Source organism: Phenylobacterium sp. (assembly GCF_031360265.1).
In the GTDB taxonomy this organism is placed as follows: Bacteria; Pseudomonadota; Alphaproteobacteria; order Caulobacterales; family Caulobacteraceae; genus Phenylobacterium.
Genome location: NZ_JANMBF010000159.1, coordinates 1 through 23,635, shown reverse-complemented (window position 1 = coordinate 23,635; position 23,635 = coordinate 1). Strand labels below are relative to the sequence as shown.

The 23,635-nt window shown below is 68.1% G+C and carries 21 protein-coding genes and 1 pseudogene; 13 read left to right on the top strand and 9 right to left on the bottom strand.

What is annotated here, in order from left to right; all coding sequences use genetic code 11:
• Positions 1 to 306 (top strand): hypothetical protein (locus tag RMN86_RS14845; protein WP_309606634.1); only part of this gene is annotated, 306 nt, incomplete at its 5' end.
• A gap of 283 nt (positions 307 to 589) precedes the next feature.
• On the opposite strand, the gene RMN86_RS14840 is transcribed toward RMN86_RS14845, so the two are convergent.
• Genes RMN86_RS14840 through RMN86_RS14825 form a run of 4 tightly spaced genes read right to left on the bottom strand, consistent with a single transcriptional unit; the run spans position 590 to position 4,747 of the window.
• On the bottom strand, positions 590 to 1,069 hold the full coding sequence (locus RMN86_RS14840) for a DUF3429 domain-containing protein (protein WP_309606633.1): 480 nt from the start codon (positions 1,067 to 1,069) through the stop codon (positions 590 to 592).
• 2 nt (positions 1,070 to 1,071) lie between these two features.
• Positions 1,072 to 1,839 carry a TIGR02186 family protein gene (locus RMN86_RS14835; protein ID WP_309606632.1) on the bottom strand — a complete coding sequence of 256 codons (768 nt, stop codon included), beginning with the start codon at positions 1,837 to 1,839 and terminating at the stop codon, positions 1,072 to 1,074.
• Positions 1,840 to 1,841: 2 nt separating this feature from the next.
• Positions 1,842 to 2,768 carry a sulfite exporter TauE/SafE family protein gene (locus tag RMN86_RS14830; RefSeq protein ID WP_309606631.1) on the bottom strand — a complete coding sequence of 309 codons (927 nt, stop codon included), beginning with the start codon at positions 2,766 to 2,768 and terminating at the stop codon, positions 1,842 to 1,844.
• Between the two features lie 32 nt (positions 2,769 to 2,800).
• Positions 2,801 to 4,747: a peptidoglycan-binding protein gene (locus tag RMN86_RS14825; RefSeq protein WP_309606630.1), complete on the bottom strand. Its 1,947-nt coding sequence runs from the start codon at positions 4,745 to 4,747 to the stop codon at positions 2,801 to 2,803.
• Between the two features lie 1,104 nt (positions 4,748 to 5,851).
• On the opposite strand from RMN86_RS14825, the gene RMN86_RS14820 reads away from it, so the two are divergent.
• The gene (locus RMN86_RS14820) at positions 5,852 to 6,067 is read left to right on the top strand and encodes a hypothetical protein (RefSeq protein ID WP_309606629.1); all 216 of its coding nucleotides are present in this window, start codon (positions 5,852 to 5,854) and stop codon (positions 6,065 to 6,067) included.
• A gap of 24 nt (positions 6,068 to 6,091) precedes the next feature.
• On the opposite strand, the gene RMN86_RS14815 is transcribed toward RMN86_RS14820, so the two are convergent.
• Entirely contained in the window at positions 6,092 to 7,765 is a 1,674-nt protein-coding gene (locus tag RMN86_RS14815; RefSeq protein ID WP_309606628.1) for a bifunctional lysylphosphatidylglycerol flippase/synthetase MprF, read from the bottom strand.
• 152 nt (positions 7,766 to 7,917) lie between these two features.
• Here RMN86_RS14815 and RMN86_RS14810 point away from each other — a divergent pair, with 152 nt between their 5' ends.
• From RMN86_RS14810 to RMN86_RS14790, 5 genes are all read left to right on the top strand, one after another.
• Positions 7,918 to 9,144, top strand: coding sequence for an acyl-CoA dehydrogenase family protein (locus tag RMN86_RS14810; RefSeq protein ID WP_309606627.1), 1,227 nt, complete (start codon positions 7,918 to 7,920; stop codon positions 9,142 to 9,144).
• Between the two features lie 65 nt (positions 9,145 to 9,209).
• Positions 9,210 to 10,418: an acyl-CoA dehydrogenase family protein gene (locus RMN86_RS14805; RefSeq protein WP_309606626.1), complete on the top strand. Its 1,209-nt coding sequence runs from the start codon at positions 9,210 to 9,212 to the stop codon at positions 10,416 to 10,418.
• 71 nt (positions 10,419 to 10,489) lie between these two features.
• Positions 10,490 to 11,686 (top strand): acyl-CoA dehydrogenase family protein, encoded by a 1,197-nt coding sequence (locus tag RMN86_RS14800; protein ID WP_309606625.1) that lies wholly within the window; start codon positions 10,490 to 10,492, stop codon positions 11,684 to 11,686.
• A gap of 16 nt (positions 11,687 to 11,702) precedes the next feature.
• Positions 11,703 to 12,932, top strand: a complete 1,230-nt coding sequence (locus RMN86_RS14795; RefSeq protein WP_309606624.1) for an acyl-CoA dehydrogenase family protein — start codon at positions 11,703 to 11,705, stop codon at positions 12,930 to 12,932.
• A gap of 157 nt (positions 12,933 to 13,089) precedes the next feature.
• Complete coding sequence (locus RMN86_RS14790) at positions 13,090 to 14,295, top strand: acyl-CoA dehydrogenase family protein (protein WP_309606623.1); 1,206 nt, start codon at positions 13,090 to 13,092, stop codon at positions 14,293 to 14,295.
• A 45-nt stretch (positions 14,296 to 14,340) separates the two neighbouring features.
• Here RMN86_RS14790 and RMN86_RS14785 read toward each other — a convergent pair.
• A pseudogene (locus RMN86_RS14785) lies at positions 14,341 to 14,426 on the bottom strand (hypothetical protein); the annotation flags it as partial.
• Between the two features lie 59 nt (positions 14,427 to 14,485).
• Between RMN86_RS14785 and RMN86_RS14780 the strand changes: the two are divergent.
• A complete protein-coding gene (locus RMN86_RS14780; RefSeq protein ID WP_309606622.1) occupies positions 14,486 to 15,223 on the top strand; it encodes an acyl-CoA dehydrogenase family protein in 738 nt (245 codons plus the stop codon).
• A gap of 12 nt (positions 15,224 to 15,235) precedes the next feature.
• A complete protein-coding gene (locus tag RMN86_RS14775; protein WP_309606621.1) occupies positions 15,236 to 15,574 on the top strand; it encodes an acyl-CoA dehydrogenase family protein in 339 nt (112 codons plus the stop codon).
• 195 nt (positions 15,575 to 15,769) lie between these two features.
• On the opposite strand, the gene RMN86_RS14770 is transcribed toward RMN86_RS14775, so the two are convergent.
• The 3 genes from RMN86_RS14770 to RMN86_RS14760 all read right to left on the bottom strand — a co-directional run bounded on the left by RMN86_RS14770 (position 15,770) and on the right by RMN86_RS14760 (position 18,670).
• Positions 15,770 to 16,510 carry a hypothetical protein gene (locus tag RMN86_RS14770; protein ID WP_309606620.1) on the bottom strand — a complete coding sequence of 247 codons (741 nt, stop codon included), beginning with the start codon at positions 16,508 to 16,510 and terminating at the stop codon, positions 15,770 to 15,772.
• 186 nt (positions 16,511 to 16,696) lie between these two features.
• A complete protein-coding gene (locus RMN86_RS14765) occupies positions 16,697 to 17,713 on the bottom strand; it encodes an NADP-dependent oxidoreductase (protein ID WP_309606619.1) in 1,017 nt (338 codons plus the stop codon).
• Between the two features lie 126 nt (positions 17,714 to 17,839).
• Complete coding sequence (locus RMN86_RS14760) at positions 17,840 to 18,670, bottom strand: enoyl-CoA hydratase-related protein (protein WP_309606618.1); 831 nt, start codon at positions 18,668 to 18,670, stop codon at positions 17,840 to 17,842.
• Between the two features lie 373 nt (positions 18,671 to 19,043).
• Between RMN86_RS14760 and RMN86_RS14755 the strand changes: the two genes are divergently transcribed.
• The 4 genes from RMN86_RS14755 to RMN86_RS14740 all read left to right on the top strand — a co-directional run.
• Entirely contained in the window at positions 19,044 to 19,826 is a 783-nt protein-coding gene (locus RMN86_RS14755) for an SDR family oxidoreductase (protein ID WP_309606617.1), read from the top strand.
• A gap of 38 nt (positions 19,827 to 19,864) precedes the next feature.
• Complete coding sequence (locus tag RMN86_RS14750; protein ID WP_309606616.1) at positions 19,865 to 21,160, top strand: cytochrome P450; 1,296 nt, start codon at positions 19,865 to 19,867, stop codon at positions 21,158 to 21,160.
• A 2-nt stretch (positions 21,161 to 21,162) separates the two neighbouring features.
• The gene (locus tag RMN86_RS14745) at positions 21,163 to 22,365 is read left to right on the top strand and encodes an acyl-CoA dehydrogenase family protein (RefSeq protein ID WP_309606615.1); all 1,203 of its coding nucleotides are present in this window, start codon (positions 21,163 to 21,165) and stop codon (positions 22,363 to 22,365) included.
• A 78-nt stretch (positions 22,366 to 22,443) separates the two neighbouring features.
• On the top strand, positions 22,444 to 23,635 hold a 1,192-nt coding region (locus tag RMN86_RS14740), incomplete at its 3' end, for an AMP-binding protein (protein ID WP_309606614.1).

Genomic DNA, 23,635 nt, shown 5'->3' with positions numbered 1-23,635 from the left:
GATTCCGACGAGCGCGAACGCGACCGCGAGACCGAACGCGCCAGCCTGCCGATCCTGCTGCGCGCGCTGGAAGGCGTGGTCGCCGACGCCGCGGCCCTGCCGGACCCGAAGCCGGCGGAACTCCTCACCCTGCGCGAACTGCTCGCCCACGCGAAAGCCGAGCCCGGCGCCTCAAGCTCACCCCAGAATCTACGCGCCCGGCTGACCGGGTCGCTCGCCGCCACGGCGCCTCCGCCGCGAAGTCCGGCGTCCAATGTCGGCCAGGTGCTGGCCGCGCGCCGCGCCACCGGCCCGCCGCGCCGCTGAGCCCCCAGGGCCCTTCCCCTCGTTGGCGGCGGCATTCACACATCTCATCGAAACGGCGTTCGCTCTCCCCATGCGCAAAGCCCCTCCTCCTTGCGGGGAGGGATTGGGGTGGGGGTGCAGACTCGGCGGCGGGGGTTGGCTCACCGGTCTTCCGTGCGACGTTTCCAGGTCACAGCTGACACCCCCACTCCCAACCCTCTCCCCGCAAGGGGGCGAGGGCTTTTGGCTGGCATCAGGCTGTGACCTCAGGCTGGACCTGCCGCGCTTCAGCGAGGACCTCTGCTCAGACGTGTCCGGTCTTCATCGCCTGGTCGAGACAGACGGCCAGCGAAATACAGGCGCCGGCGGTGAGCGCGGTGGAGAGCTTGGGATAGCGGGCGGGGACGTCCGGAGCCTGATGGTCGAACAGCCACTGCACCAGGAAGGCGAAGATGCAGCCGCCGATGATCCAGCCGTCGGGGATCTGGCGACGCGAGGCCAGCAGCACCCAGGCGACCACCGGCGACAGCACCGAGATCAGCAGCCGCACGGCCCTGGGCGCCGGCCGCACGGTTTCCATTCCCCACCGCACCCCGCCCAAGAACGCCAGCACCACGCCCGACCAGGTCAGAATGACCGTCAGAGCCGGCCGCGCGATTTCGGGCGCGCCCCAGCCATAGGCGACGGCGGCAAGGGGAAAGGGCGCCAGCGCGGTGAGCGCGATCAGCCAGAGGGCCAGCGGGATCGCATCGTCGCGGCCTGCGGGGTCCGATCGGTCCGTCACCGTCAGTCTCTCCGAAATGCGGACGCCGACGCCCAGCCGGCCGCCAGCGCGAACGCCATCGCAGCTAGACCGTAGGACCATGGCCTTCGATGCGCCCAAAGGTAAAGGCTGCGTTCGACGCCGACCTTCTCGACCGACAGCGTGCGCCGCTTCTCCGACACCGGCTGGCCATCCTGGAACAGCAGGATGCGCGCGTCATACTTTCCGATGGGCGCCTCGGCGGGCAGCTCGATCTCGGCGCGGAACAGGCCGGTGTCGACAAACTTAACCCCGTGTCCGTCGACATCGTAGAGGTGCGCCCTTTCCTTCAGGCGGATCACCGCGCGACGCCAGTCGAGATAGTCCGAGCCCAGGCGGCTGACCACCATGTCGCGCACGCCATAGCGGGTCTCGACCCGCTGCTCGGCCGGCGCATTGATCGCCAGGTGATCGACGCCCGCGCCCAGCCGCCTCAGCACGCCGAAGCCGGCGATCTCGTCGAGCGGGCGGCTGGAGGCGGCGATGTAGAAGCCGGGCGCGCCCTGGAACACCACCGGGCGGCTGTTGATCCAAACGCCCGCAAACCGGCTCTTGCGCGCGATCCGCACCGGTTGGTCGGGCCCGCGGACGATCACCACCACGTCGCTGGGGCGCTGCGAGGGATCGAAAACCGCGCCGTAGAGCACGATCTGGGCGCCGCGAAAGTCGGAGTTCACGCGCACACTTGTCTCGGTGAGCGCGGCGGAAATTCGGGCCGGCGGCTGGAGTTGCGGAGGCGGGACGACGATCATCGCTAGCCGCCCGTCCCGGCCATCAGGACGAACGGCTCGTCTGGGCGCAAGAACAGGCCCAGGCCCATGCGCAGCCCGACCAGCAGCACGATGAAGGCCAGCACCGCGCGCAGTTCCTCGGCCCGGAAGCGCGACGAAGCCCGCGCCCCGAACTGGGCGCCCAGCACGCCGCCCACCAGCAGCAGGCTCGCCAGCAGGATATCGACGGTCTGGTTGCGGCCGGCCTGCAGCACGCCGGTGAGCGCCGTGGTGATGATGATCTGGAACAGGCTGGTGCCGACGACCACGTTGGCCGGCATCCGCAGGACGTAGACCATGGCCGGAACCAGGATGAAGCCGCCGCCGACCCCCATGATCGCCGACAGCACGCCGACGAAGGCCCCCAGCGCCAGGGGCGGGATCACGCTGATGTAGAGCCGCGAGCGGGGGAAGCGCACCTTGAACGGCAGGCCGTAGAGCCAGGGCGGACGGCGATCACGCCGGGGCGGCGGCGGTTGGTTGCGCCGCCGACGCAGGATCGCGCCAAGGGATTCGGTCAGCATCAGGCTGCCGATGACGCCCAGGAAGATCAGGTAGGAGAACGCCACGACCAGGTCGGCCTGACCGAGCAGGCGCAGCCAGCGGAACAGTTCGACGCCGAGGATCGAGCCCACCGCCCCTCCGCCGGCCAGCACGCCCCCCATGCGGAAGTCGACGGCGCGCGTGCGGCCGTAGGAAATGACGCTCGACATCGACGAGGCGGCGACGTGGTTCGACATGCTGGCCACGGCGACGGCGGGCGGGATACCGAGCAGCACCAGCACCGGCGTCATCAGGAAGCCGCCACCGATGCCGAACAGGCCGGAAATGAAACCAACCAGGGCGCCCAACCCGACCAGCAGCGGCGCGTTGACGGAGACTTCGGCGATGGGCAGGTAGAGGTCGAACACGTCGGCGCCTCAGCTTGCCGCGGCCTGGCGGCTCAACGCGTGAAGACGGAGAGCCGGGAAACGGTGGCGGGGTCCAGCGACCCTGTTGCGGCCAGACCCTGATCGCGCTGATAGGCGGCCACGGCAAGCTTCAGATCGCGCGAGGTCGTGCCGTCCGGGCGCCCCTTGTAGTAGCCGAGCCGGCCAAGGATCTTCTGGGCGGCGGCGATCGAGGGGCCGTAGGCGAGATTCTCCGGCGTGGGCGCGGCGCTTGTGGGGGCGAAGGCCGCGGCTTGGGACTCAGCGGAGGCAAGCTGTGCGGCCGGAAGTTTGGCCTCGAGATCCATGGCGCTGTTGCGGGCTTCGCCGTCGCCGCCATTGGCCGCGATCGAGAACCATTTGTAGGCTTGCGCCAGATCGCGCGGCACGCCGGAGCCCGACTGGTAGAGCAGGCCCAGGTTGTATTGCGAGTCCACAACGCCGTGCTGGGCGGCTTTCTTGAACCAGGACGCGGCGGCGGCGGCATCCTGCGGTCCGCCTTCGCCACGGAAGTAGTAGAGCGCCAGGTTGTGCATGGCCGACGGATCGCCGGCGTCGGCCGCCCGCGCGGTCCAGCGGCGGGCCTCGGCCAGGTTCTGAACGACGCCTGCCTGACCGGTTTCGTACAGGCGCGCCAGGAACACCTGGGCCGGCGGATGTCCGGCGTCGGCCAGGGCCTTCAGGTGGGCGATGGCGCCGGGCTGTTTCCTTTCCACCGCGCGCGCGGTGTTGAGGTAGTCGGCGGCCACGGTGTCCGCGCCGGGCCGGGCCAGGCTGCGATCGACGGCGACGGCGTGGGCGGGCGGGGCCGGCTGCGGGCTCATTGCCAGTGCGGCGCGGGGCGCGCCGCCAAACAGCGGAGCCTGATGAACTTCCGCCCGATGTATCTGGGCCTTGCCCGCGTCGGGGCCGGCCGCGGGGCCCTCCATCAGGACCACTCCGGCGGCTCCGACGCTCAGGAAGGCGGCGCCGCCCGCCACCATCAGGGCGGTCTGCCAGGTCGAGGCTGGACGTCCGGGCTTCAGCGCGCCGAACAGGCCGCCGCCACGGGTCGAACGCGGATCCCGCTCGGGCGCCTGCAGGCTCTTGGGACGCGGCGCCGCGGCGGCCGCACGGGCGATCGCCCTCGCCTGCTCGATCACGTCACGGGTCGACAGGGGCCTGGGCTCCCCCTGGGCCGGCGGCGCCTCAAGATCGAAACGATCGCTGGCGCTCTCCAGCTCCGCCGGCTCACCGCCCGCGGTGTCGGCGACCGCCCGGTCGGCGGGCGGAACGGTGAGGTCCCGCTCACCAGGCGCCGCGCCGGCGATCGGCGGCCTGGCGATCGGCGGCCCGCCGACGGTAAACCCGGCGTCCAGGGTCGCACGGCTCAGGGTCTGGAAGATCGGGACCTCGGAGATCGGGGCGAAGCTGTCCGCGGCGTCAAAATCCTCGGCCGCGAAAGCCGGGTTGCCAGGGTCCAGCGCCGGCGGGGTCGCCGGCTCGGCGCGGGAGAAAAGCTCCGGTCCGAACACGGCGGTGGAGGCCGGGAATTCCGCGTCCCGTTCGTCTTCAGTCATCGACCGCGGGTCACTGGCCGCGTCGCCGAGGTCGGTCTGGGCGGTCCTAAGCAGGTGCGCCATGCGCGCCTCGCTTTGGCGAAGGCGCTCCGCCACGTCGTCGGCGGCGCGTTCATGCCGTTGCTCAATCCGCTCGGTAACCTTGGCGACCTGCTCGCCGACATCGTCGATGGCCTGGGCGGCGCGGCGCTCGGACTGCATGATCCGATCGGTGAGCCGTTCGGTGATGCGGCCGATCTCAGCCCCCAGCCTTTCCAGCGCCTCGGCGTGCAGCTGATCGACCCGACTGAGACGGTGCTCGACCGCCCCGGCGATGCGGGCGATCTCGCCGCCGACCTGTTCGATGGCCTTGGCGCTGCGCTGCTCGGCGCTCTGCACGCGGCGAGTGAGAGTCTGCGCCATCGCCAGGACTTCGCGACCCATGGTTTCGATGGCGTGGGCCGAGACTGCTCGGCCGCGCCCAGTTGATCGGCCATGGCGGCAAGACGAATTTCCACCTGGTCCGAGCCGGTGGCGGCAAGCTGTTCAGCAACCTGGGTTCGAACATCCTCGACGCGCTGGGTCAGCCGGTCGGCAAGCACCTCCAGCCGTTGCTCGAGGTCCGGGCTGCCCCCGCCATCCGCCGCCACCATACGCCGGTCGAGCGCCGCCAGCGAGCCCTTCAGGCTCTCAAGCGCCGCGCCGGTTCGCGCTTCGGCGTCGCCCAGCCGTTGTCCGAGCCGGGCCAACACCTCAACCATCAGGGCCTCAGGGTCGCCGCCGCGCACGGCCTCGGCGCGAGCCATCCGCGCCTCGAGAAGCCGAATCGCCTCGGCGGAGCGTGGACCGGCGGGCTCGCTCTCGATGCGACGCAGGCGTTCGGCGGCGCGGGCCTGGTCAGCCTCCAGCCGCTCGGCGGCCGCATCAAAGCGGGTGGCGACGGCCATGTGCTCGCGCTCGGCGGTCTCGATCCTGGCCATGGCGTGGCGGACGGAGTGTTCGACGCCGGAAATCGCCAGGCCCGTGCGGGTTTCGGACGCCTCGATGCGATCGGTCAACCGATCCAAAGCGGTCGCGATCCGTCCCAGTTCGCCAGGTTGTCCAGCGTCCAGGGGCGGCGACCTGGAGGCCGCCGACAGGGTCGGAGACCTCGGCGCGGACGCGTTCGCCGCGAACACCCCGCGGTGCGACCGCGCGCTGAAATGGTCTTCCGAAGTCACCTCCTCAGGCACGTCGTCTTCGAGGATAACGCGATTGAGCCACTCTCCAAGCGTCATGCCGGCGCGGCGCGCAAGGTCCTTGGCGACCTCGCGCGCCTTGGGATCAATCCCCTTGACGCTCCAGGGCGCCGCCGCCGTCATCGAATCGCCCTCCCCGGTTGCAGGAACGCTAGCACCGTTGGTTGGGGTGTAAACGGAAGGTTACCCCTAGATGTTGTGGCGAGGGGTGCAACCCTGTGGATGTTTTCGCGCACATACTGGCTGCGGCTTCCGTCGGCGCGCCGCGCCTGCGATATGGCGTCGCAGGATGGATATGTCCCTCACCCTGATGTTCGGCGGCGGTTTTCTGGCGCTCGCTCTGTTCGCGGGGTGGCGCGGCGCGCGGCCGCCCAATCCGCACCGCGGACCCCGGATGATTCCGTGGCGGCTGATCATGGTGAGCGCCGCGGCCCTCCTGCTGGCGATGATCGTCCATCTGGTGAACTTGCTGGGCGTCACCACGGGGCGTTCCAGCGGGCTGTAGGGACGGCGCCCGCGGCTGACGCCGCTACGCCGCCCTGGCCACGACGCGCGCGACCTGCGTCGTCGTCGGGCGTTTGGAGAGGTTGGCGGCGCCGCCGGAGGAGAGCAGGCCGACGTCGGCCATCAGCAGCGGGATCGACCATTTGTGCGGCCCCGCGATATAGCGCGGGTGCCAGACGGGATCGTACTTGCCCTTGTAACGGCGCACGCCCTGGAAGTTGTAGATCTCCTCGCCGCGCTCGAAGAGCAGGTTGCCAACCCGCGACATCATCGGCGCGAGCGGTCGGTCGTCGAGGCCGGACAGCGGCGCCATGCCGAATTCGATGGCGGCGTAGCCCTGCGCCTTGCCCCAGGCGATCAGTTCGACGAACAGGAAGTCCATGATGTTCTTGGGCGCGTCATCGCCGTAACGCATCAGGTCCATGGAAAAGGCGCTGCGGGCGGCCGTGGTCCACAGGGTGGCGAACGCCACGGGCTTGCCCTGCGCGCGGACCAGGGCCACGGGGAACTCGGCCACATAGCCCGGCGCGAAGCCGCCCATGGTAAAGCCTTTCTCGCCGCCGGCGTGGTGAGCCAGCCATGCGTCCGAGATCGCCTGCAGTTCCGGCAGGAGGGCGACCGCGGCGGGGCCCTGAACGACTTCGAAACTTGCGCCCTCATCGAGCGCCCGGCTCCAGGCGCGGCGCAGGTTGCCGCGTCTGCGACCCTCGACGGTAAAGGTTTCCAGTGGCACAGCCGCTGACTCGCCGACCTTTTGAATCGAGAATCCGAGCTCGACGATGTCGGGCAGATCCTCGGCGCTCAGGCCATAGAACCCGGGCCGCGCGGCGTGTGAATCCGCCAGCTCGCGAAAGCGCCAGATCAGTTCCAGCCGCTCCTCGCGCCGCCCGACAGGTCCGCCGAGGGCCATCCAGGTGCGCCCACGGACACCGAACATCAGGAAGCTGTCGCCGGAGCTGGAAAACAGGAACCGCTTGTCGCCGAGAAGCGCCAGGTTGGACCCGGGCTCGGCCACTTCCGCTCGAGCCAGGACCGAGCGCACGCGCTCGAAGTCCGGGTCCGCCTCCCCCACCACCGGCGGCGTCGCGGCCGTGACGAACAGGCGCCAGACCCCGAAGGCGAAGAGACCCAGCGCCGCGCCGGCCCAGGCGCGTATGGCGCGCGCGGCGTCGGCGTCGGCCATCACCCGCCACCAGGGGCGGTCGGCGTAGTCGGAATGCTGGAAGGTCCACAGGCCAAGCAAGCCCGCCCCGATCACCGCGCAGGCGGCCGAGAGCAGCCAGCCCGGGGTGATGTCCATGCGGGTCAACCGCGCCGAGCGCGGGAACGCGCCGCGAAAGGGGGCAAGGAAGACGGCGAGAGCGCCAAGCGCGGCGGTCTCCTCCCAGTTGAACCCCTTGAGCAGCGCCAGGCTTGCGGCCAGCGCCAGGGTCCCCAGGGTCGCGGCCCAGGCCGCGTCGAGGCGCGCCCGCAGGCCGAACGCCAGCATCACCAGCGCCAGGCCAAGGATCGAGGAAAGGAAGTGGGCGGCCTCGATCAGATAGACCGGGGTGAACTGGATCAGTCGCATGAACCGGGCAGGTTCCGAGGGCGAGGCGCCGGAAGCCAGCAGCATCACGCCGGCCGCCAAGGTCAGAAGCGCGGCGGTCACGGGCGCGGCGGCGAACGCGGCCGGGCGAAGGTCTCTCAGAACGCGCATCGCACCCGCAGGTTGGCCCAAGGAAGGCGCCATATAGCCGCAATTTGCCGCCGCGCGGCGCCTCAAACGTCTGTTTCGTCGTGCTTGCTCTCACAGGGCGCCGCGCTAAGGTGACGCAAAATCACGCTTCCACAGGAGACCGGAGCCCGAATATGGCTGATTTTGGCGCTACGGACCTGGAGGCATTGCGCGCGCAGCTCCGCGCTGAGCTCGCGGCGGCCTATCCGCCGGAACTGCGCAACCCCGGAGCCAGAAGCGATTCCGAAGCGATCTGGGGCGGACGCGCCTTCGCAGGCTCCGACGATCCACAGTCTGTCTGGATGCGTCGCGCCGCCGAGAAGGGCTGGACCGCGCCAACCTGGCCGAAGTCCTATGGCGGCGGCGGCATGAGACCGGAGGAAGCCCGTGTCCTGGCCCAGGAGATGGCCGCCGGCCGCTACCGGCCCCCGCTGCTCTCCTTCGGCATCTGGATGCTGGGTCCGGTGCTGCTGGAATACGCCACCGAGGACCAGAAGCGCGAACACATGCCGCGCATCGTCAAGGGCGAGATCCGCTGGTGCCAGGGCTACTCCGAACCCGGCGCCGGCTCCGACCTGGCGAGCCTGGCCACCAAGTGCGAGGACAAGGGCGACCACTGGCAGATCGACGGCCAAAAGGTGTGGACCAGCTATGCCGACAGGGCTGACTGGTGCTTCTGCCTCGTGCGGACGGACGCCACGAAGAAGCACGAGGGTATCTCGTTCGTGCTGATCGATATGCGCACGCCAGGCGTCGAGACGCGGCCGATCCAGCTGATCTCCGGCGAGAGCCCGTTCTGCGAGACGTTTTTCACCGGGGTGAAGATTCCCAAGGGCAATCTGGTCGGCAAGATCAATGGCGGGTGGGAGATCGCCAAGCGCCTGTTGCAGTATGAACGGCAGAATATCTCGGCGGGGTTCGGCGACGGCGGCTCGGTGGGCGGCGGCGCGGCCGGTGACCTGGGCGAGGTGGCCAAGAGCTATATCGGGCTGGACGCGAGCGGGCGTCTGGCGGATCTCGACCTGCGTCGCAGGATCACTGTCAACAAGATGGACTTCCAGGCATTGCGCCAGACCATCGGGCGGACGGCGGCGGAATCGCGGGCGGCCAACGGGCCGAGCGCGGCGACCTCGATCATCAAATACGCGGCCGCCGAGTTCGCCAAGGAACGCTCCGAACTGATGGTCGAGGCGATGGGCGACCAGGGCCTGGGCTGGGACGGCGACGGCTTCAGCCAGCCCGAGATCATGGCCGTGCGCGGCTGGCTGCGGACCAAGGCCAACTCCATCGAGGGCGGCACGTCCGAGGTCAATCTGAACGTGATTTCCAAACGGGTGCTGGGGCTGCCAGACCCGAAGTAGATCGATTCAGCGGCGGTCTATTCCGGCCGCCGCTTGCGGTTTGAAGTTTCGAAGGCTGGATTTCGATGGCGGACTTTGGCGGCGACGTTGAGGCTTTCCGGGCCGAGGCGCGGACATGGCTCGAAAGGAACTTCCCCAAGGTCCTGGCGAAGGACCCGACGGCTCAGCTCGCGAAATTACAGGCGAGGCCTGAGAGCCCCGAGGCGACGGCGTGGCGCAAGGCGCTGGGCGCCAAGGGCTGGGGCGCGCCGACCTGGCCGAAGGAGGTCGGCGGCGGCGGCCTCAGCCGCGCCGAGGCCAAGGTTCTGGCCGACGAGATGGCCGCCATTGGCGCGCACAACCCGATCGGCGGCATGGGCATCTCGTTCTTCGGCCCGACGCTCCTGGAGTACGGCTCGGAAGCCCTGAAGAAGCAGCACTTCCCCGGCATCGTGAACGGCGACGTCTGGTGGTGCCAGGGCTACTCAGAGCCGGGCGCGGGCTCCGACCTGGCGGGCCTGCAAACCCGGGCCGAGGACAAGGGCGACCACTTCCTGGTGAATGGCAGCAAGATCTGGACGAGCGGCGCCCAGCACGCCGACCGCTGCTACTGCCTGGTGCGGACCGACACGGCCAAGAAGCACGAGGGCATCAGCTTCCTGTTGATCGACATGAAGGCGCCGGGCGTGGAGACGCGGCCGATCCTGCTGATCAACGGCGGGTCGCCCTTCTGCGAAACCTTCTTCACCGATGTGAAGGTGCCGAAGGATCAGTTGTTCGGGCCGCTGAACGGCGGCTGGACGGTGGCCAAGCGGCTGATGCAGTTCGAGCGTGACTCGATCGCGGGGTCGCTGGGCTCGGGGAACATCGGCCAGACAGTCGCCATGCCGACCATCCCGGAGGCCGCCAAGGCCGCGCTGGGCGTCGAAGAGGACGGTCGGCTCGCCGATCCGGACCTGCGCCGTCGGATCACCGAACACCTGATGGAGAACCGCGCCTTCCTGCTGACCATGAAGCGGGCGGCGGACGACGCGCGCGCCTCCAACGGGCCCTCGAACACCGCGGCGATCATGAAGTACGCCGGCGCCAAGATCGCCCACGAGCGCAACGAGCTGATGATCGAGGCCTTCGGGTCGGACGGCCTGGGCTGGGAGGGCGAAGCCTATTCCGAGGCGCAGCTGGCGGCCGTGCGCTCGTGGCTGCGGTCGAAGGCCAACTCCATCGAGGGCGGCACCTCCGAGATCAACCTCAACATCGTCGCCAAGAGGGTGCTTGGTCTTCCCGATCCGAAGTAGTTCCCCGATTCCAGTTCGCTCTGAGTTTCTGATAGACCTCTAAAAATATTGAAAAATAGGGAGAATTTGTCATGGCCGATTTTGGTGGCTCCGACCTCGACGGCTTCCGGGCTGAGGCCCGCGACTGGCTCGACGCCAATTTCCCCAAGTCGCTCGCCAACGCGCCGATGGTGATGATCCCGGGCGCCGAGGGCCTGACCGAGGACGGCAAGCTGTGGAAACAGCGGATGGGCGAGAAGGGCTGGGGCACGCCCACCTGGCCGACCGAATACGGCGGCGGCGGGCTTTCCGGTCCGCAGGCGCGCGTGCTGCAGCAGGAAATGGACCGCGCCGGCGCCTACAACCCGATGATGGGGATGGGCACGTCGATGTTCGGCCCGACCTTGCTGGAATATGGCACCGAGGCGCAGAAGCGGCGGCACATTCCACCGATCGTCAAGGGCGAGCTGCGCTGGTGTCAGGGCTATTCCGAGCCGGGCGCCGGTTCGGACTTGGCAAGCCTGCAGACCAAGTGCGTGGACGCCGGCGACCACTGGAAAATCGACGGCCAGAAGATCTGGACCAGCGGCGCGCAATACGCCGACTGGTGCTTCTGTCTTGTGCGCACCGACACCTCCAAGAAGCATGAGGGCATTTCCTTCGTGCTGATCGACATGCACCAGCCGGGGGTCGAGACCCGGCCGATCAAGTTGATCGCCGGCAATTCGCCGTTCTGCGAGACCTTCTTCACCGACGCGCGGGCCGCCAAGGACGACATGGTCGGGCCGCTGAACGGCGGCTGGACGATCGGCAAGCGCCTCTTGCAGCACGAGCGGTCGGGCCAGGGCGGCAGCCGGATGATGGGCGCCGGTCCCTCGGTCGACGAACTGGCGAAGACCTATGTGGGCGTCGACGACCAGGGGCGGATCTCCGACTCGGATCTGCGGACCCGGATCGCCCGGCACCTGATCGACGCCAGGGCCCACGCACTGACCATCCAGCGAGCGATGAACGAGGCCAAGGGCAACATCAACCCGTCGGCCACCACTTCGGTGATGAAGAACTCCGGCACCTGGATCGGCCAGGAAAAGGCCGAACTGACACTCGAGATCATGGGCAGCCAGGGCCTGGGCTGGGACGGCGAGGACTATTCGCCGGCCGAGCGCGAGGCGGTGCGGACCTGGCTCGGCGGCAAGGCCACGACGATCTTTGGCGGTAGCCAGGAGATCCAGTCGAACATCGTGTCGAAGCGCATCCTGGGCCTGCCCGACACCACCCAGAACGGCTGAACTCGGGGGACCAAGCATGGCGGACTTCGGCGGCGCCGATCTCGATGGGTTCCGGACGGAGGTCCGGGCGTGGCTGGAGGCGAACTTCCCGGCGTCACTCAGGCGTGATCCCGCGGCGGTGAGCGAGGCTGAGGCCAGCGGCGTTAAGCCGACCGGCGACGTGGCTCTTTGGAAGCAGCGGATGGGCGACAAGGGCTGGGGCACGCCGACCTGGCCCAAGGCCCACGGCGGCGGCGGGCTCGACCGGGCGCAGGCTGCGGTGCTGGCGCAGGAGATGGCAGCCATCGGCGCGCCCAACCCGATCGGCGGCATGGGCGTGATCATGTTCGGCCCGACGCTGCTGGAATACGGCAATCCCGAACAGCTGGCCCAACACATCCCGCCGATCGTCAGGGGCGAGCTGCGCTGGTGCCAGGGGTTCTCTGAACCGGGCGCCGGATCCGACCTTGCCTCGCTGCAGACCAAGGCCGTCGACATGGGCGACCACTGGCTGGTAAATGGTTCAAAAATATGGACTTCTGGAGCTCATCTTGCCGATTGGTGCTTCTGTCTGGTGCGCACCGATTCCGCGAAGAAGCATGAGGGCATCAGCTTCCTGCTGATCGACATGAAGAGCCCCGGCGTCGAGGCGCGGCCGATCCTGCTGATCAACGGCACGACGCCGTTCTGCGAGACCTTCTTCACCGACGTCAAGGTGCCCAAGGGTAACCTGATGGGGCCGCTGAACGGCGGCTGGACGATCGCCAAGCGGCTGTTGCAGCACGAGCGGCAGGGGATCAGCGGCGCGGGGCAGCCGACGCCGGGCGGGCAGCCGGGCGCGGTCCCGGGGCCGGAGCTGGCGCAACTGGCGCGGACCTATGTGGGCGTGGATGACGACGGGCGGCTGATCGACAGCGACCTGCGCCGACGGATCACCGAACACCTGATGGAAGCCCGCGCCTTCCGGCTGACCGGCCTGCGGGCGGCGGCCGAGACGCGGTCGAATTCCGGGCCGAGCGCGGTGTCCTCGGTGCTGAAGAACGTCGGGTCGCAGGTGCGCCAGGCGGGCGCGGAACTGGCGATTGAAGTGCTGGGCCACCAGGGCCTGGGCTGGGCCGGCGGGGCGTTCAAGGCCGACGAACTGGGCGCCACCCGGGCCTGGCTGCGCGGCAAGGCCGGAACCATCGCCGGCGGCAGCCAGGAAGTGCAGAACAACATCATCTCCAAGCGCATCCTGGGTTTGCCGGAGGTGACGCAGAAGGGCTAAGGGTACGGTGTAAAGTGATGTCATCCCGGACGGCCGCAGAGCCGATCCGGGACCCAGGGCGACCGCACGGCATAAACCTCCTGGGTCCCGCCTCTCCGCTTCGCTGCGGCCGGGATGATAACAAATTTGAGAGCCACGTTTTATCGGAGCGAATTTGATGGCGGATTTTGGCGGGACGGATCTGGAGGGATTTCGGACGGAGGCGCGCGACTGGATCGCGGCGAACTTTCCGCCTGGGCTGAAGGGCGTCGCCAACCCGATGGCGCGCGAGGAACGCGCGACGCCCAGCGCCGAGCAGGAGACCTGGCGCAAGGCCATGGGCGAGAAGGGCTGGGGCGTACCGACCTGGCCGTCGGCCTATGGCGGCGGCGGGCTGGATCCGGCGCAGGGGCGCATCGTGCAGCAGGAACTGAACCGCGCCGGCGCCTACAACCCGATCGGCGGCATGGGCGTGATGATGTTCGGCCCGACGCTCCTGGAATACGGCACTGAAGACCAGAAGCGCGAGCACATCCCGCCGATCGTCAGGGGCGAGCTGCAATGGTGCCAGGGGTTCTCCGAACCGGGCGCCGGATCGGACCTGGCGTCGCTGCAGACCAAGGCCGTCGACAAGGGCGATCACTTTGAGATCAATGGCCAAAAGATCTGGACCAGCGGGGCGCAGTACGCCGACTGGTGCTTTTGTCTGGTGCGCACCGACACCTCGAAAAAGCACGAGGGGATCAGCTTCGTGCTGTTCACCATGCGCCAGCCCGGCGTCGAGGTGCGGCCGATCCCGCTGATCGCCGGGTCCTCGCCGTTCTGCGAGACCTTCTTCACCGACGCGCGGGCCGAGAAGAAGGACCTGGTCGGACCGCTGAATGGCGGCTGGACCATCGCCAAGCGGCTGTTGCAGCACGAACGCTCGGGCCTCACCGGCGCCGGCGGCGGGCTGGGCTTGGGCGGCAAGCCGATCGAGCAGCTGGCCAAGGACTATGTGGGCCTCGACGACAAGGGCCGCATCGCCGACGCGGATCTCAGAACCCGGCTGGTCACCAACGCCATCAACATGCGCGCCTTCCAGCAGACGGCGATCCGCGCGATGCTGGAGGCCAAGGGCAACGCCGGCCCCTCCAACGCCACCTCGATCATGAAGAACGCCGGCACCCAGCTGATCCAGGAGCGGCACGAGATGGCGCTGGAGATCATGGGCCACCAGGGCCTGGGCTGGGAGGGCGACAGCTTCTCGGCCGAGGAGCTGGGGGCGGTGCGCGGCTGGCTGTTCGGCAAGGCCTTCACGATCTTCGGCGGCTCGCAGGAGGTGCAGTCGAACATCGTCTCCAAGCGCATCCTGGGCCTGCCCGACCTGACCCCGAACCATTGAGCACGTGAGTCCCGACCTCATTCCCTTCACTGTCATCCCGGACGGCCGCAGAGCCGATCCGGGACCCAGGGTAACCGCACTTCAGCACCCCCTGGGTCCCGGCTCTCCGCTTCGCTGCGGCCGGGATGACAGAGATGGGTGAGCGGATAACCCATTAAATCAACGCAGAACATCACGAGGAAACACCAAGATGGCCGTACTGAGCGAAGAACAGAGCATGCTGCGCGACGCCGCCAAGAGCTGGGTGCAGGAGAAGTCGCCGGTCACGGCGTTCCGCAAGATGCGCGATTCCGGCGCCGAGCTGGGCTATGACGCCGCGGCCTGGAACGAGATGGCCGAGATGGGCTGGGCCGGGGTGATCATCCCTGAGGAATATGGCGGCTCCAACTTCGGCTATCTGAGCCTGGGCCTGGTGCTGGAGGAGCTGGGGCGGACGCTGACCGCCTCGCCGCTGCTGGCCTCGGGCCTGGCGTCGGCCAGCGCGCTGATCCTCGGCGGATCGGAGGCGCAGAAGTCGCAGTGGCTGCCGAAGATCGCCGAGGGGACCGTGGTCGCCGCCCTGGCCGTCGACGAGGGCCCGCACCACGCCCCCGACAAGGTCGCCACCACCTATGCGGACGGCAAGCTGACCGGCAAGAAGACCTTCGTGCTGGAGGGCATGGCGGCCGGGATCATCATCGTTTCCGGTAAGGGTCCCGACGGGATTGGCCTCTATCTGGTCAAGGCCGACGGCCCCGGCGTCACCCGCACCCGCCTGGCCCTGGCCGACAGCCGCGGCGCCGCCAACATCGAGTTCAAGGACGCCCCCGCCGAGCCGCTGAGCGGCGGCGCGGCCCTGCTGGAAAAGGTGCTCGACCGCGCCCGCGCCGGCGTGGCGGCCGAGATGCTGGGTTCAGCGGTCCAGGCGTTCGAGACCACGCTCGACTAACTGAAGGTGCGCGTGCAGTTCGGCCAGGTGATCGGCAGCTTTCAGGCGCTGCAGCACCGCGCGGCCAAGATGTTCACCGACCTGGAACTGTCGCGCTCGGCCGTCGAGGCCGCGCTGGCCGCCATCGACGCCGACAGCCCCGATGTGCCGGAGCTGGTGTCGTTGGCCAAGGCCAAGATGGGCGACACCTTCCACCTGGTCTCCAACGAAATGGTCCAGATGCACGGCGGCATCGGCATGACCGACGCCCACGACGCGGGGTTCTATCTGAAGCGCGCGCGCGCGGCCGAGGCGGCCTTCGGCAACCAGGCGTTCCACCGGGACCGCTACGCGCGGATCCAGGGGTACTAGGACGCTGAGCTTCCGAGCCGCGCGGGAGCGCGGCTCGGGTGGGTGTGAGATTTGGGGAAGCCCCGCTGGCGGTGACGTCGGCGGGGCTTCTTGTTTGCGGACTCCCAGAAGGCCTTGCGTAACGACGCCTTGATGAGACTATCGGGCAAACGCATTCGGCTGGTGGTCGCCTCAGGGATTTAGACAGATGGCCAATTACGAAGGCGCCACCGAGAAGCGGAACTCATGTTCCTCGCCGCTGAACGTAACCACGACCCTCAGAGTCGCCTCCTCACCCTTGGCGAACTTGGGCTTGTCGACGATCACGTTGCCGCCGAAGGCGTTGCCCGGCTCGATGGTCGTCGTGCGCAGGACGCTACTCCCCAGACTGCCTAAGGTCGCGTCCAAGGTCGCGCCGATCTGATTGATGCTGCGACTTGTCTGGGCCTGATTAAGCGAGTTCGCGAGCGCCGCATTCGCCGGATTGTAAATAGTCGAGGTCGAAGCGTAGTTGGCATAGCCCAGGTTTCCGGAGGCCGAGCCGTAGGTGTTGACGGTCGTGGGCTGGGATGCGGCATAGGCATTGGCAGCGCCGGAGAGGGCCACCGCGACGGCCGCCCAGGTCGCAGCTGTCTTCGCCTCCTTCACGAGTTGGTCATACGTAAATACCCTCAGAGACGTCCCGTTGGCGGTGAAGACCCGGACGTTTTCAGCGCCAAGATTTGCGCCAGCGTGACCGTCATTGAAAGCCACAACGCCTAGACTCAATCGCCCTTCGAAGGCTGTGGAGGTTGGCATTACGCGGACGGCCCCAAGCTCCTTCTTGGACATGACAACCGCCGAGCCGTGGTCATAAGTGACTTGCTGCGTGCCGGCAGCGAGCGGGGCCAAAGCGTAGGTGCTGGCGCAACCGCCAAGACACAGCGCGGCGGCGGAAACAGCGAAAATTTTGTGCACTTCTAAGTCCCCCGACCCATTTGTGAGATTACGTAGCGGCCTCTCGTCTGGAGATTGCAAGGGATGAGGCGACGCGGCTGAGGAATTCTGGAACGTTTCTTGGGCGACACTAGGCGCCGCGCGCGGCAGTCGTGGGCCTGAGTGGGCCGGGGGCGGTTCGGGCGCCAGGCGCCCGGGAACTCCCCGTCAGGGCTTCACCAGCATCTTTCCGGTGTTGCCGCCTTCGAAGAGTTTGCGCAGCGCGGCCGGGAACGCGTCGATACCGTGCTCGACCTGCTCGGGCATCTTCAGCCTGCCCTCGATCAGCCACTGGACGAGCTGGGCATGGGCTTCGCCATAGTGCTGGGCGAAGTGCATCACGGTGAAGCCTTCCATCCGCGCATAGCGTTCGGCCAGGCGCAGGTAGAGGCTTGGGCCGCGAACATGCTGGTGATCGTTGTATTGTGAAATGGCGCCGCAGATCACCACCCGGCCACGTTCCCGGATGTTGTCCAGCGCGATGTCCAGCAACTCGCCGCCCACATTGTCGAAGAAGACGTCGATGCCGTCGGGCGCCAGCGCCTTCAGCCGGGCGGCGACATCCTCGTTCTTGTAGTCGATCCCCGCGTCGAGGCCCAAGGTCCCGGTGAGGAACGCGACCTTGTCGGGACCGCCGGCCAGGCCGATCACCCGGGCGCCGAGATTCTTCGCGACCTGGGCGGCGATGCACCCGACCGCGCCCGCCGCCGCCGACACCAGCACCGTCTCGCCAGCCTTGACGTCGCCGACGTAGCGGATGCCGACATAGGCGGTGACGCCCGTGGTCAGTCCCAATGCGCCGAGATAGGTCGAGAGCGGCAAGGCGTCATCGATCTTCTGCATCATCGCCGCGGGCATGGTGGCATAGGTCTGGGCCATCAGCGGGCCGGACACCGCATCGCCCACGGCGAAGCCCGGCGCATTGCTCTCGATCACCCGCCCCACGCCCAGCGCGACGACCGCGCCGCCGACCGGCACCTGGCGGTGCAGCCCCTCGACGGCATTGAGGCTGGTGCGGATGAAGGCGTCGATGGACAACGTGTCCGCCTTGATCAGCAGCTCGCCCTCGTCCGGCGCCCGCGCCGGCTCCTCCTCGATGCGGAAGTGCTCAGGCCCGACCATGCCGGTGACATACCGGGTCAGCACGACCTTGCGGTTGATCGGACGGTTGGTGGCGGCGGTCATTCGAAGGTCCCTCTCGTGGTCTGTCGGGGGGGTTGCGGTGACATGGTTTGAAGCGGGTGCGGCCCTGAATCCGGCGGCTTGGGCAAATCGCGGCGGCGGCGCTGCGATCGGCTTTCGGGGATCGCCCTATCGACGGGTCCGATAGTCCCCGAACGCGCCGTCACGGGCGTCGAGGGCTTTGGACACCCCCTCGCGGAAGCGGGCGAAGGTTTCGCGTGAACTCTCCGTCGTCAGCGCCAGGGCCTGGATCTCCGTACCGGCGCGGATGGCGGCGCGCAGGCCCATGATCTCCATGGCGCGGTGGACCGATCGCTTGTTCATCTGCTGCACATCGGTGGGGATCTTGGCGACCCGTTCGGCCATGGCCAGCACCTCGGCTTCCAGCCGCTCTGCCGGGAAGGCGCGGTTGGCGAAGCCGACGCGGACCGCCTCGATCCCGTCGATGGCGTCGCCGGTCAGCATCATCTCCATGGCCGGGCGCAGGCCGCAGAGCCAGGGGTGGAACTGGTTGTCGGGCGGGCTCATCATCCGCACCGGCGGGTAGCCGATCTTGGCGTCCTCGGCGACGTAGACCAGGTCGCAGGCGGTGGCCAGTTCCGAGCCGCCCGCCAGGCACCAGCCGTGCACCTGGGCGATCACCGGCTTGGCCAGGTCCCAGACCCGAAAGCAGCCCTCCACCACGTGGCGCGCCCAGTTGCCGGCCCCGCCGGCGGTGTGAAAGGGATAGGGCGGACCCGCGCCGCCGCCGAGGTCGTAGCCCGCCGAGAAACAGTCGCCCGCGCCGCGCAGGATGGTGACGCGGACCTCGCGGTCGCGGTCGGCCGCCTCCAGCGCGGAGAAGACGCGCGTCCGGAGCTCGTTGGACAGCGCGTTGCGTTTCTCAGGCCGGTTAAGCGTCAGACGGCGCACATGGGGTGCGGGCTCGTCGATCAGGAGGGTCTCGGCGGCTTGGCTCATGGTCGGTCAGCTCCCGGTCGGGGACATGGCCCGCACGATGGAGGCGGCGATCACCTCGCGGGTCGGGTTTCAACGCCGGGTGAGGCCGCCATCCACCCGCAGGTTCAGGTCCGTCATGACGCATTCGTCCGCCGCGAACCAGACCGCGTTTCCGCCAGTTGCAAACCGGGACGCATCGGCTATGGCGGCGTGGCCAAGCGACGTCGATTGGCGGCCCTTGCACATCGGGCAGAGACCACCGCCATTCGCTGAGTCCGAAAGAAAAATCAGAGCTGATTGTAAAAGTCATGGTCGGCGGACTATGGTTGGGGCCGCCGGCGCCTTGGGTCCGCCCAGGGCGGCGCGGCTGGCGGCGCTTCGGGGAGCGGGAACCATGGCAGGTGTCGACGGACCTCTTTCCACCAAGGTCGTCCTGATCTCCGGCGGCGCCAGCGGTATCGGTTATGCGACCGCCCGCCTGTTTGTCGAGCAGGGCGCCAGGGTCGCCCTCGGCGACGTGCAGGGCGCCAAGGGCGCGGCCGCAGCGGAAACGTTGGGCGAGCGGGCGATGTTCGTCGACCTTGACGTCACCCAGGAGGCCCCGTGGCGGGACGCCGTGAAGGCGGTCCAGGCGCGTTTCGGGGCGCTGACCACCGTGGTCAATTCCGCGGGCGTGTCGATCCCGGCCAACATCGAGCAGGAGTCGCTCGAAGGGTTCAGGCGCACCCTGGCGATCAATCTCGAAGGCGTCTTCCTCGGGTGCAAGATGGGCGTCGAGGCGCTCAAGGGGGGGACCGGCGGCGCGATTGTCAATCTCGCCTCCACGCTCGGCGTCCAGGCCGGCGCCATCTTCCCGGCCTACTCGGCCTCGAAGGGCGGGGTTCGGATGCTGACGCGGGCGGTGGCCCTGCATTGCGCGGAACAGGGATATGATATTCGCGTCAACGCCGTGCTGCCGGGCGCGATTCACACCGAGATGGTCGAAGGCTACATCGCGGCCGGCGAGGCTGGCGGCGCCACCCGGGAGAGTGTGATCGGCGGGTTTGCCCAGGCCCACCCGATGAAGCGCCTGGGTCGACCGTTCGAGCCGGCGGCGGCGATCGTCTTCCTGGCCTCGGACGCGGCAAGTTTCATCACCGGCGCCGACCTGGCGGTCGATGGCGGGCTTCTGGCATGAGCCCGCGCGGTTGAGCCCGAATTCAAGGAGTGACGACCATGGCCGATGACCAAGCCCAGATGGCCGCTCTCGCGAGCCGGCCGCTGGCGGAGTTCAACCTCTTTGACCCCGAACTCCTGCAGGATCCCCACGCCTACTATCGACGCCTGCGCCAGGAGGCGCCGGTGTTTCGGGACCCCAAGACCGGCATTGTCAGCGTCGCCACCTACGACCTGATCCTGGAGGTCAACCGCCAACCCCTGGTGTTTTCCAACAATTTCGGCGGGCAGATGCGGGGTGCCGCCGGCGAGCAGGACCAGGAGGAGATGGCGATCATGAGCGAGGGGATCGTCGTGGCCAACACCATGCTCACGGCCGACCCTCCCGTGCACACGCGCTTCCGCAAGCTGGCGATGAAAGCCTTCACGCACAAGCGCGTCGAGGCGATGGGCGCCTATGTCGCGCGGGTGGCCAATGAACTGATCGACGGGTTCATCGCGGACGGCCACTGCGAGTTCAAGTCTGCCTTCGCCAACCATCTGCCGATGATCGTGATCGCCGACTCGCTGGGCGCGCCGCGGGCCGACATGGATCGGTTCCACCGCTGGAGTGACGCCTTCGTGGTGCAGCTTGGCGGCGTCTCCGACCGCGAGACGCGCCTGGAAGCCGCGCGTCGCATCAACGAGTTCCAGCGCTATTTCATCGAGATCATCGAGCAGAAGCGGGCAAATCCCACCGAGGATGTGATCTCCGATCTGGTGCACGCAACGCTGGCCGAGGAAGGCGATCCGCGCACCATGGACTATTCAGAGCTGCTCTCGATCATCCAGCAGCTCCTGGTGGCCGGCAACGAGACGACGGCCCATACCCTGACGACCGGCCTCTACTATCTGCTCTGCGATCCGCAGCTGATGGCCCGCGTCCTGGCTGACCGGTCGCTGGTTCCGGACTTTGTCGAGGAAACCCTGCGCCTGCTGTCGCCCACCAACAACATGTGGCGCATCGCTACCCGGGACGCCGAAATCGGTGGCTTTCCGATCAAGGCGGGCGAGATGATCCTGGTACGCTATGGCTCGGGCAATCGAGACGAAACGCGCTTCCCCGAGGCTGATTCCTTCGACCCGTCGCGGCCGGACGCCCGCGGACACCTGGCGTTTGGCGCCGGGATTCACACCTGTATCGGCGCCCAGCTGGCGCGCAAGGAGATGGTCACGGCCTTTGGCGTTATCCTCGACCGGTTGCACAACCCGCGCATCGAGGCCGGTCGCAACCTGTTCCGATATAGTCCCAACATCCTGCTGCGGGGCGTTCTCGAACTGCACATCGAATTCGACCGCCGGCCGGCCGAGGGGTGACGATGGATATCTCATTCAGCGCCGATGACCTGGCCTTCCGCGACGAAGTGCGCGCCTTCCTCGACGCGGAGTTCACCCCGGACCTTCGCGAAGCCGCGCGGCGGCAGTCGGGTGTCTTCGCCGAAGCGTCGCTGGGTCGCGCCTGGCACCAGGTGCTGTTCAAGAAGGGCTGGATCGCGCCCGCCTGGCCAAAGGCCTACGGCGGCACGGGCTGGTCGATCGTGCGCAAATATATCTACGACAGCGAGTGCGCCGAGGCCGGAACCCCTACCCTGCCGGCCATGGGGCTGCAGATGTGCGGCCCGGTGCTGATCGGCTATGGAACCGACGCCCAGAAGGCGCGGTTCCTACCCCGGATCCTGTCGGGCGAACACTATTGGTGCCAGGGATATTCGGAGCCAGGAGCGGGCTCGGACCTTGCCGCGCTGCAATGCCGGGCCGTGCGCGACGGCGACGACTATGTGATTGACGGAACGAAAATCTGGACCACGCACGCGCAGAACGCCAACTGGATGTTCCTGCTGGTCCGCACCCGGACCGAGGGCAAGCGTCAGGCCGGAATCACCTTCCTGCTGGTCGATATGAAGACCCCTGGCATCGTCGTGCGCCCGATCATCTCGATTTCCGGCGAACACGAAGTCAATCAGGTGTTCTTCGAGAACGTCCGGGTGCCGGTGGAAAACCGGGTGGGGCCGGAGGACGAGGGCTGGACGGTCGCCAAGTACCTGCTGGAGTTCGAACGCGGCGGCTCCTATGCCGCGCGGCTGAGAAGCGGCCTGGCGCGGATCCGAAAAATGGCCGCCGACACGCCGCTCGGCGACGCAAGCCTGCTCGAATGCCCGGCGTTTCGGCGAAAGCTCGCTGAGCTGGAGATCCAGGTCACCGCGGTGGATTTTTCCGAGCGGCGGGTGATCTCCAGCCTTGGCGTTGGCAGCAATGTCGGCGACGCCACGGCCTCGATGCTGAAGGTGTGCGGCAGCGAAACCTCGCAGAAGGTTACCGAACTGGCGCTCGAGATCCTGGGTGTCTATGCCGCGCCGTTTCAGAGCGGCGCCGCGCCGAAGGACGGGGCGGCAGGGCCGGTCGGCCCATCGTTCGCCGTCGCGCCCACGGCCCAGTACCTCAACGCCCGCGCCTCGACGATCTTCGGCGGCTCAAGCGAGGTGCAGAGGAACATCCTCTCGCGGGCGGTCCTGGGTCTCTAAGATGAACCGCGGCAGCGTTGAACACAGCCTCGAGCCGCGCCCCGTGCGACGATCGCGCATGCCCCCGGAGTTCCACAGATGTCCCTAGCCGCGGCCGAGAAGGCCAGGACCCATCCGGATGATCTGGCGCTGGCGGACGAGCGCCAGGTGATCTCCTGGACCCAGCTGGACGCCATCCTCAACCGGGCGACCAACGCCCTGCTTGCCCGCGGGCTGGCGCCCGGCCAGCGGATCGGCGTGTTCGCCAACAACAGCGCCGAGACCGTGCTCGCCTACCTCAGCGGCCTGCATGCCGGGATCTCGTCGATCCCGATCAACTTCCATCTGACTGCCGAGGAGGTGGCCTATATTCTCAAGGACGGGTCTGTTGGCCTGCTCTTCGTGGGGCCCGAGACCGCCGCCGTTGGCGTACAGGCCGCCGCCCTGGCCGGACTCGATCAGGTGGTCGGTTGGCGCGGCGCGACGGACCGGGTCATCGCCTGGGACCGCTGGCTGGCGGCGGCGTCTGCGGCCGCGCCGCCGACGGACCGGCCCCCGCAACCCTTCCTGCACTACACCTCCGGCACCACGGGCAAGCCGAAGGGCGCGGAAACGCCGCCCAACATGTTTCCCCGCTCGGCCACGGTTGCGGATTTCTTCGACGCCCTTCGGGAGCAGGCCGCCGTCGCCAGCCCGGGGCCGGGCCTGGCGGTCGGGCCGCTCTATCACACCGGTCCCCTGGGCTCGGTCCGGCAACTGGGCGGCGGCAAGCCCCTGGTAGTGATGGGCCGCTTCGATCCCGAGCAGGTGATCGCGACCATCGAGCGCCACAAGATCAGCAGCACGCTGATGGTGCCGACACATTTCCAGCGCCTTCTGGCGCTGCCGCCCGAGGTCCGCGCCCGGTACGACGTCTCGAGCCTGCTCGCCGTGTTTCACACCGGCGCGGCCTGCCCAATGGAGGCCAAGCGCGCGATCATCGCGTGGTTCGGGCCGGTGCTGGTGGAGGCCTACGGGGGCACGGAATCGGGCACCACCAACATGATCACCTCGGAGGAATGGCTTCGAAAGCCCGGCTCGGTGGGCAAGACCCTGGCGCCCTTCGAGCTGATGGTGATCGGAGAGTCGGGGCAGACGCTGGGCGCCAACGCGATCGGCCAACTCTACTTCAAAGACACGACGGGACGCGGCATCATCTACCACAATGACGCCGAGAAGACTGCGGCCGCGCACATCGCGCCGGGCGTCTTCACGCTGGGCGAGATGGGCTACGCCGATGACGAAGGCTATG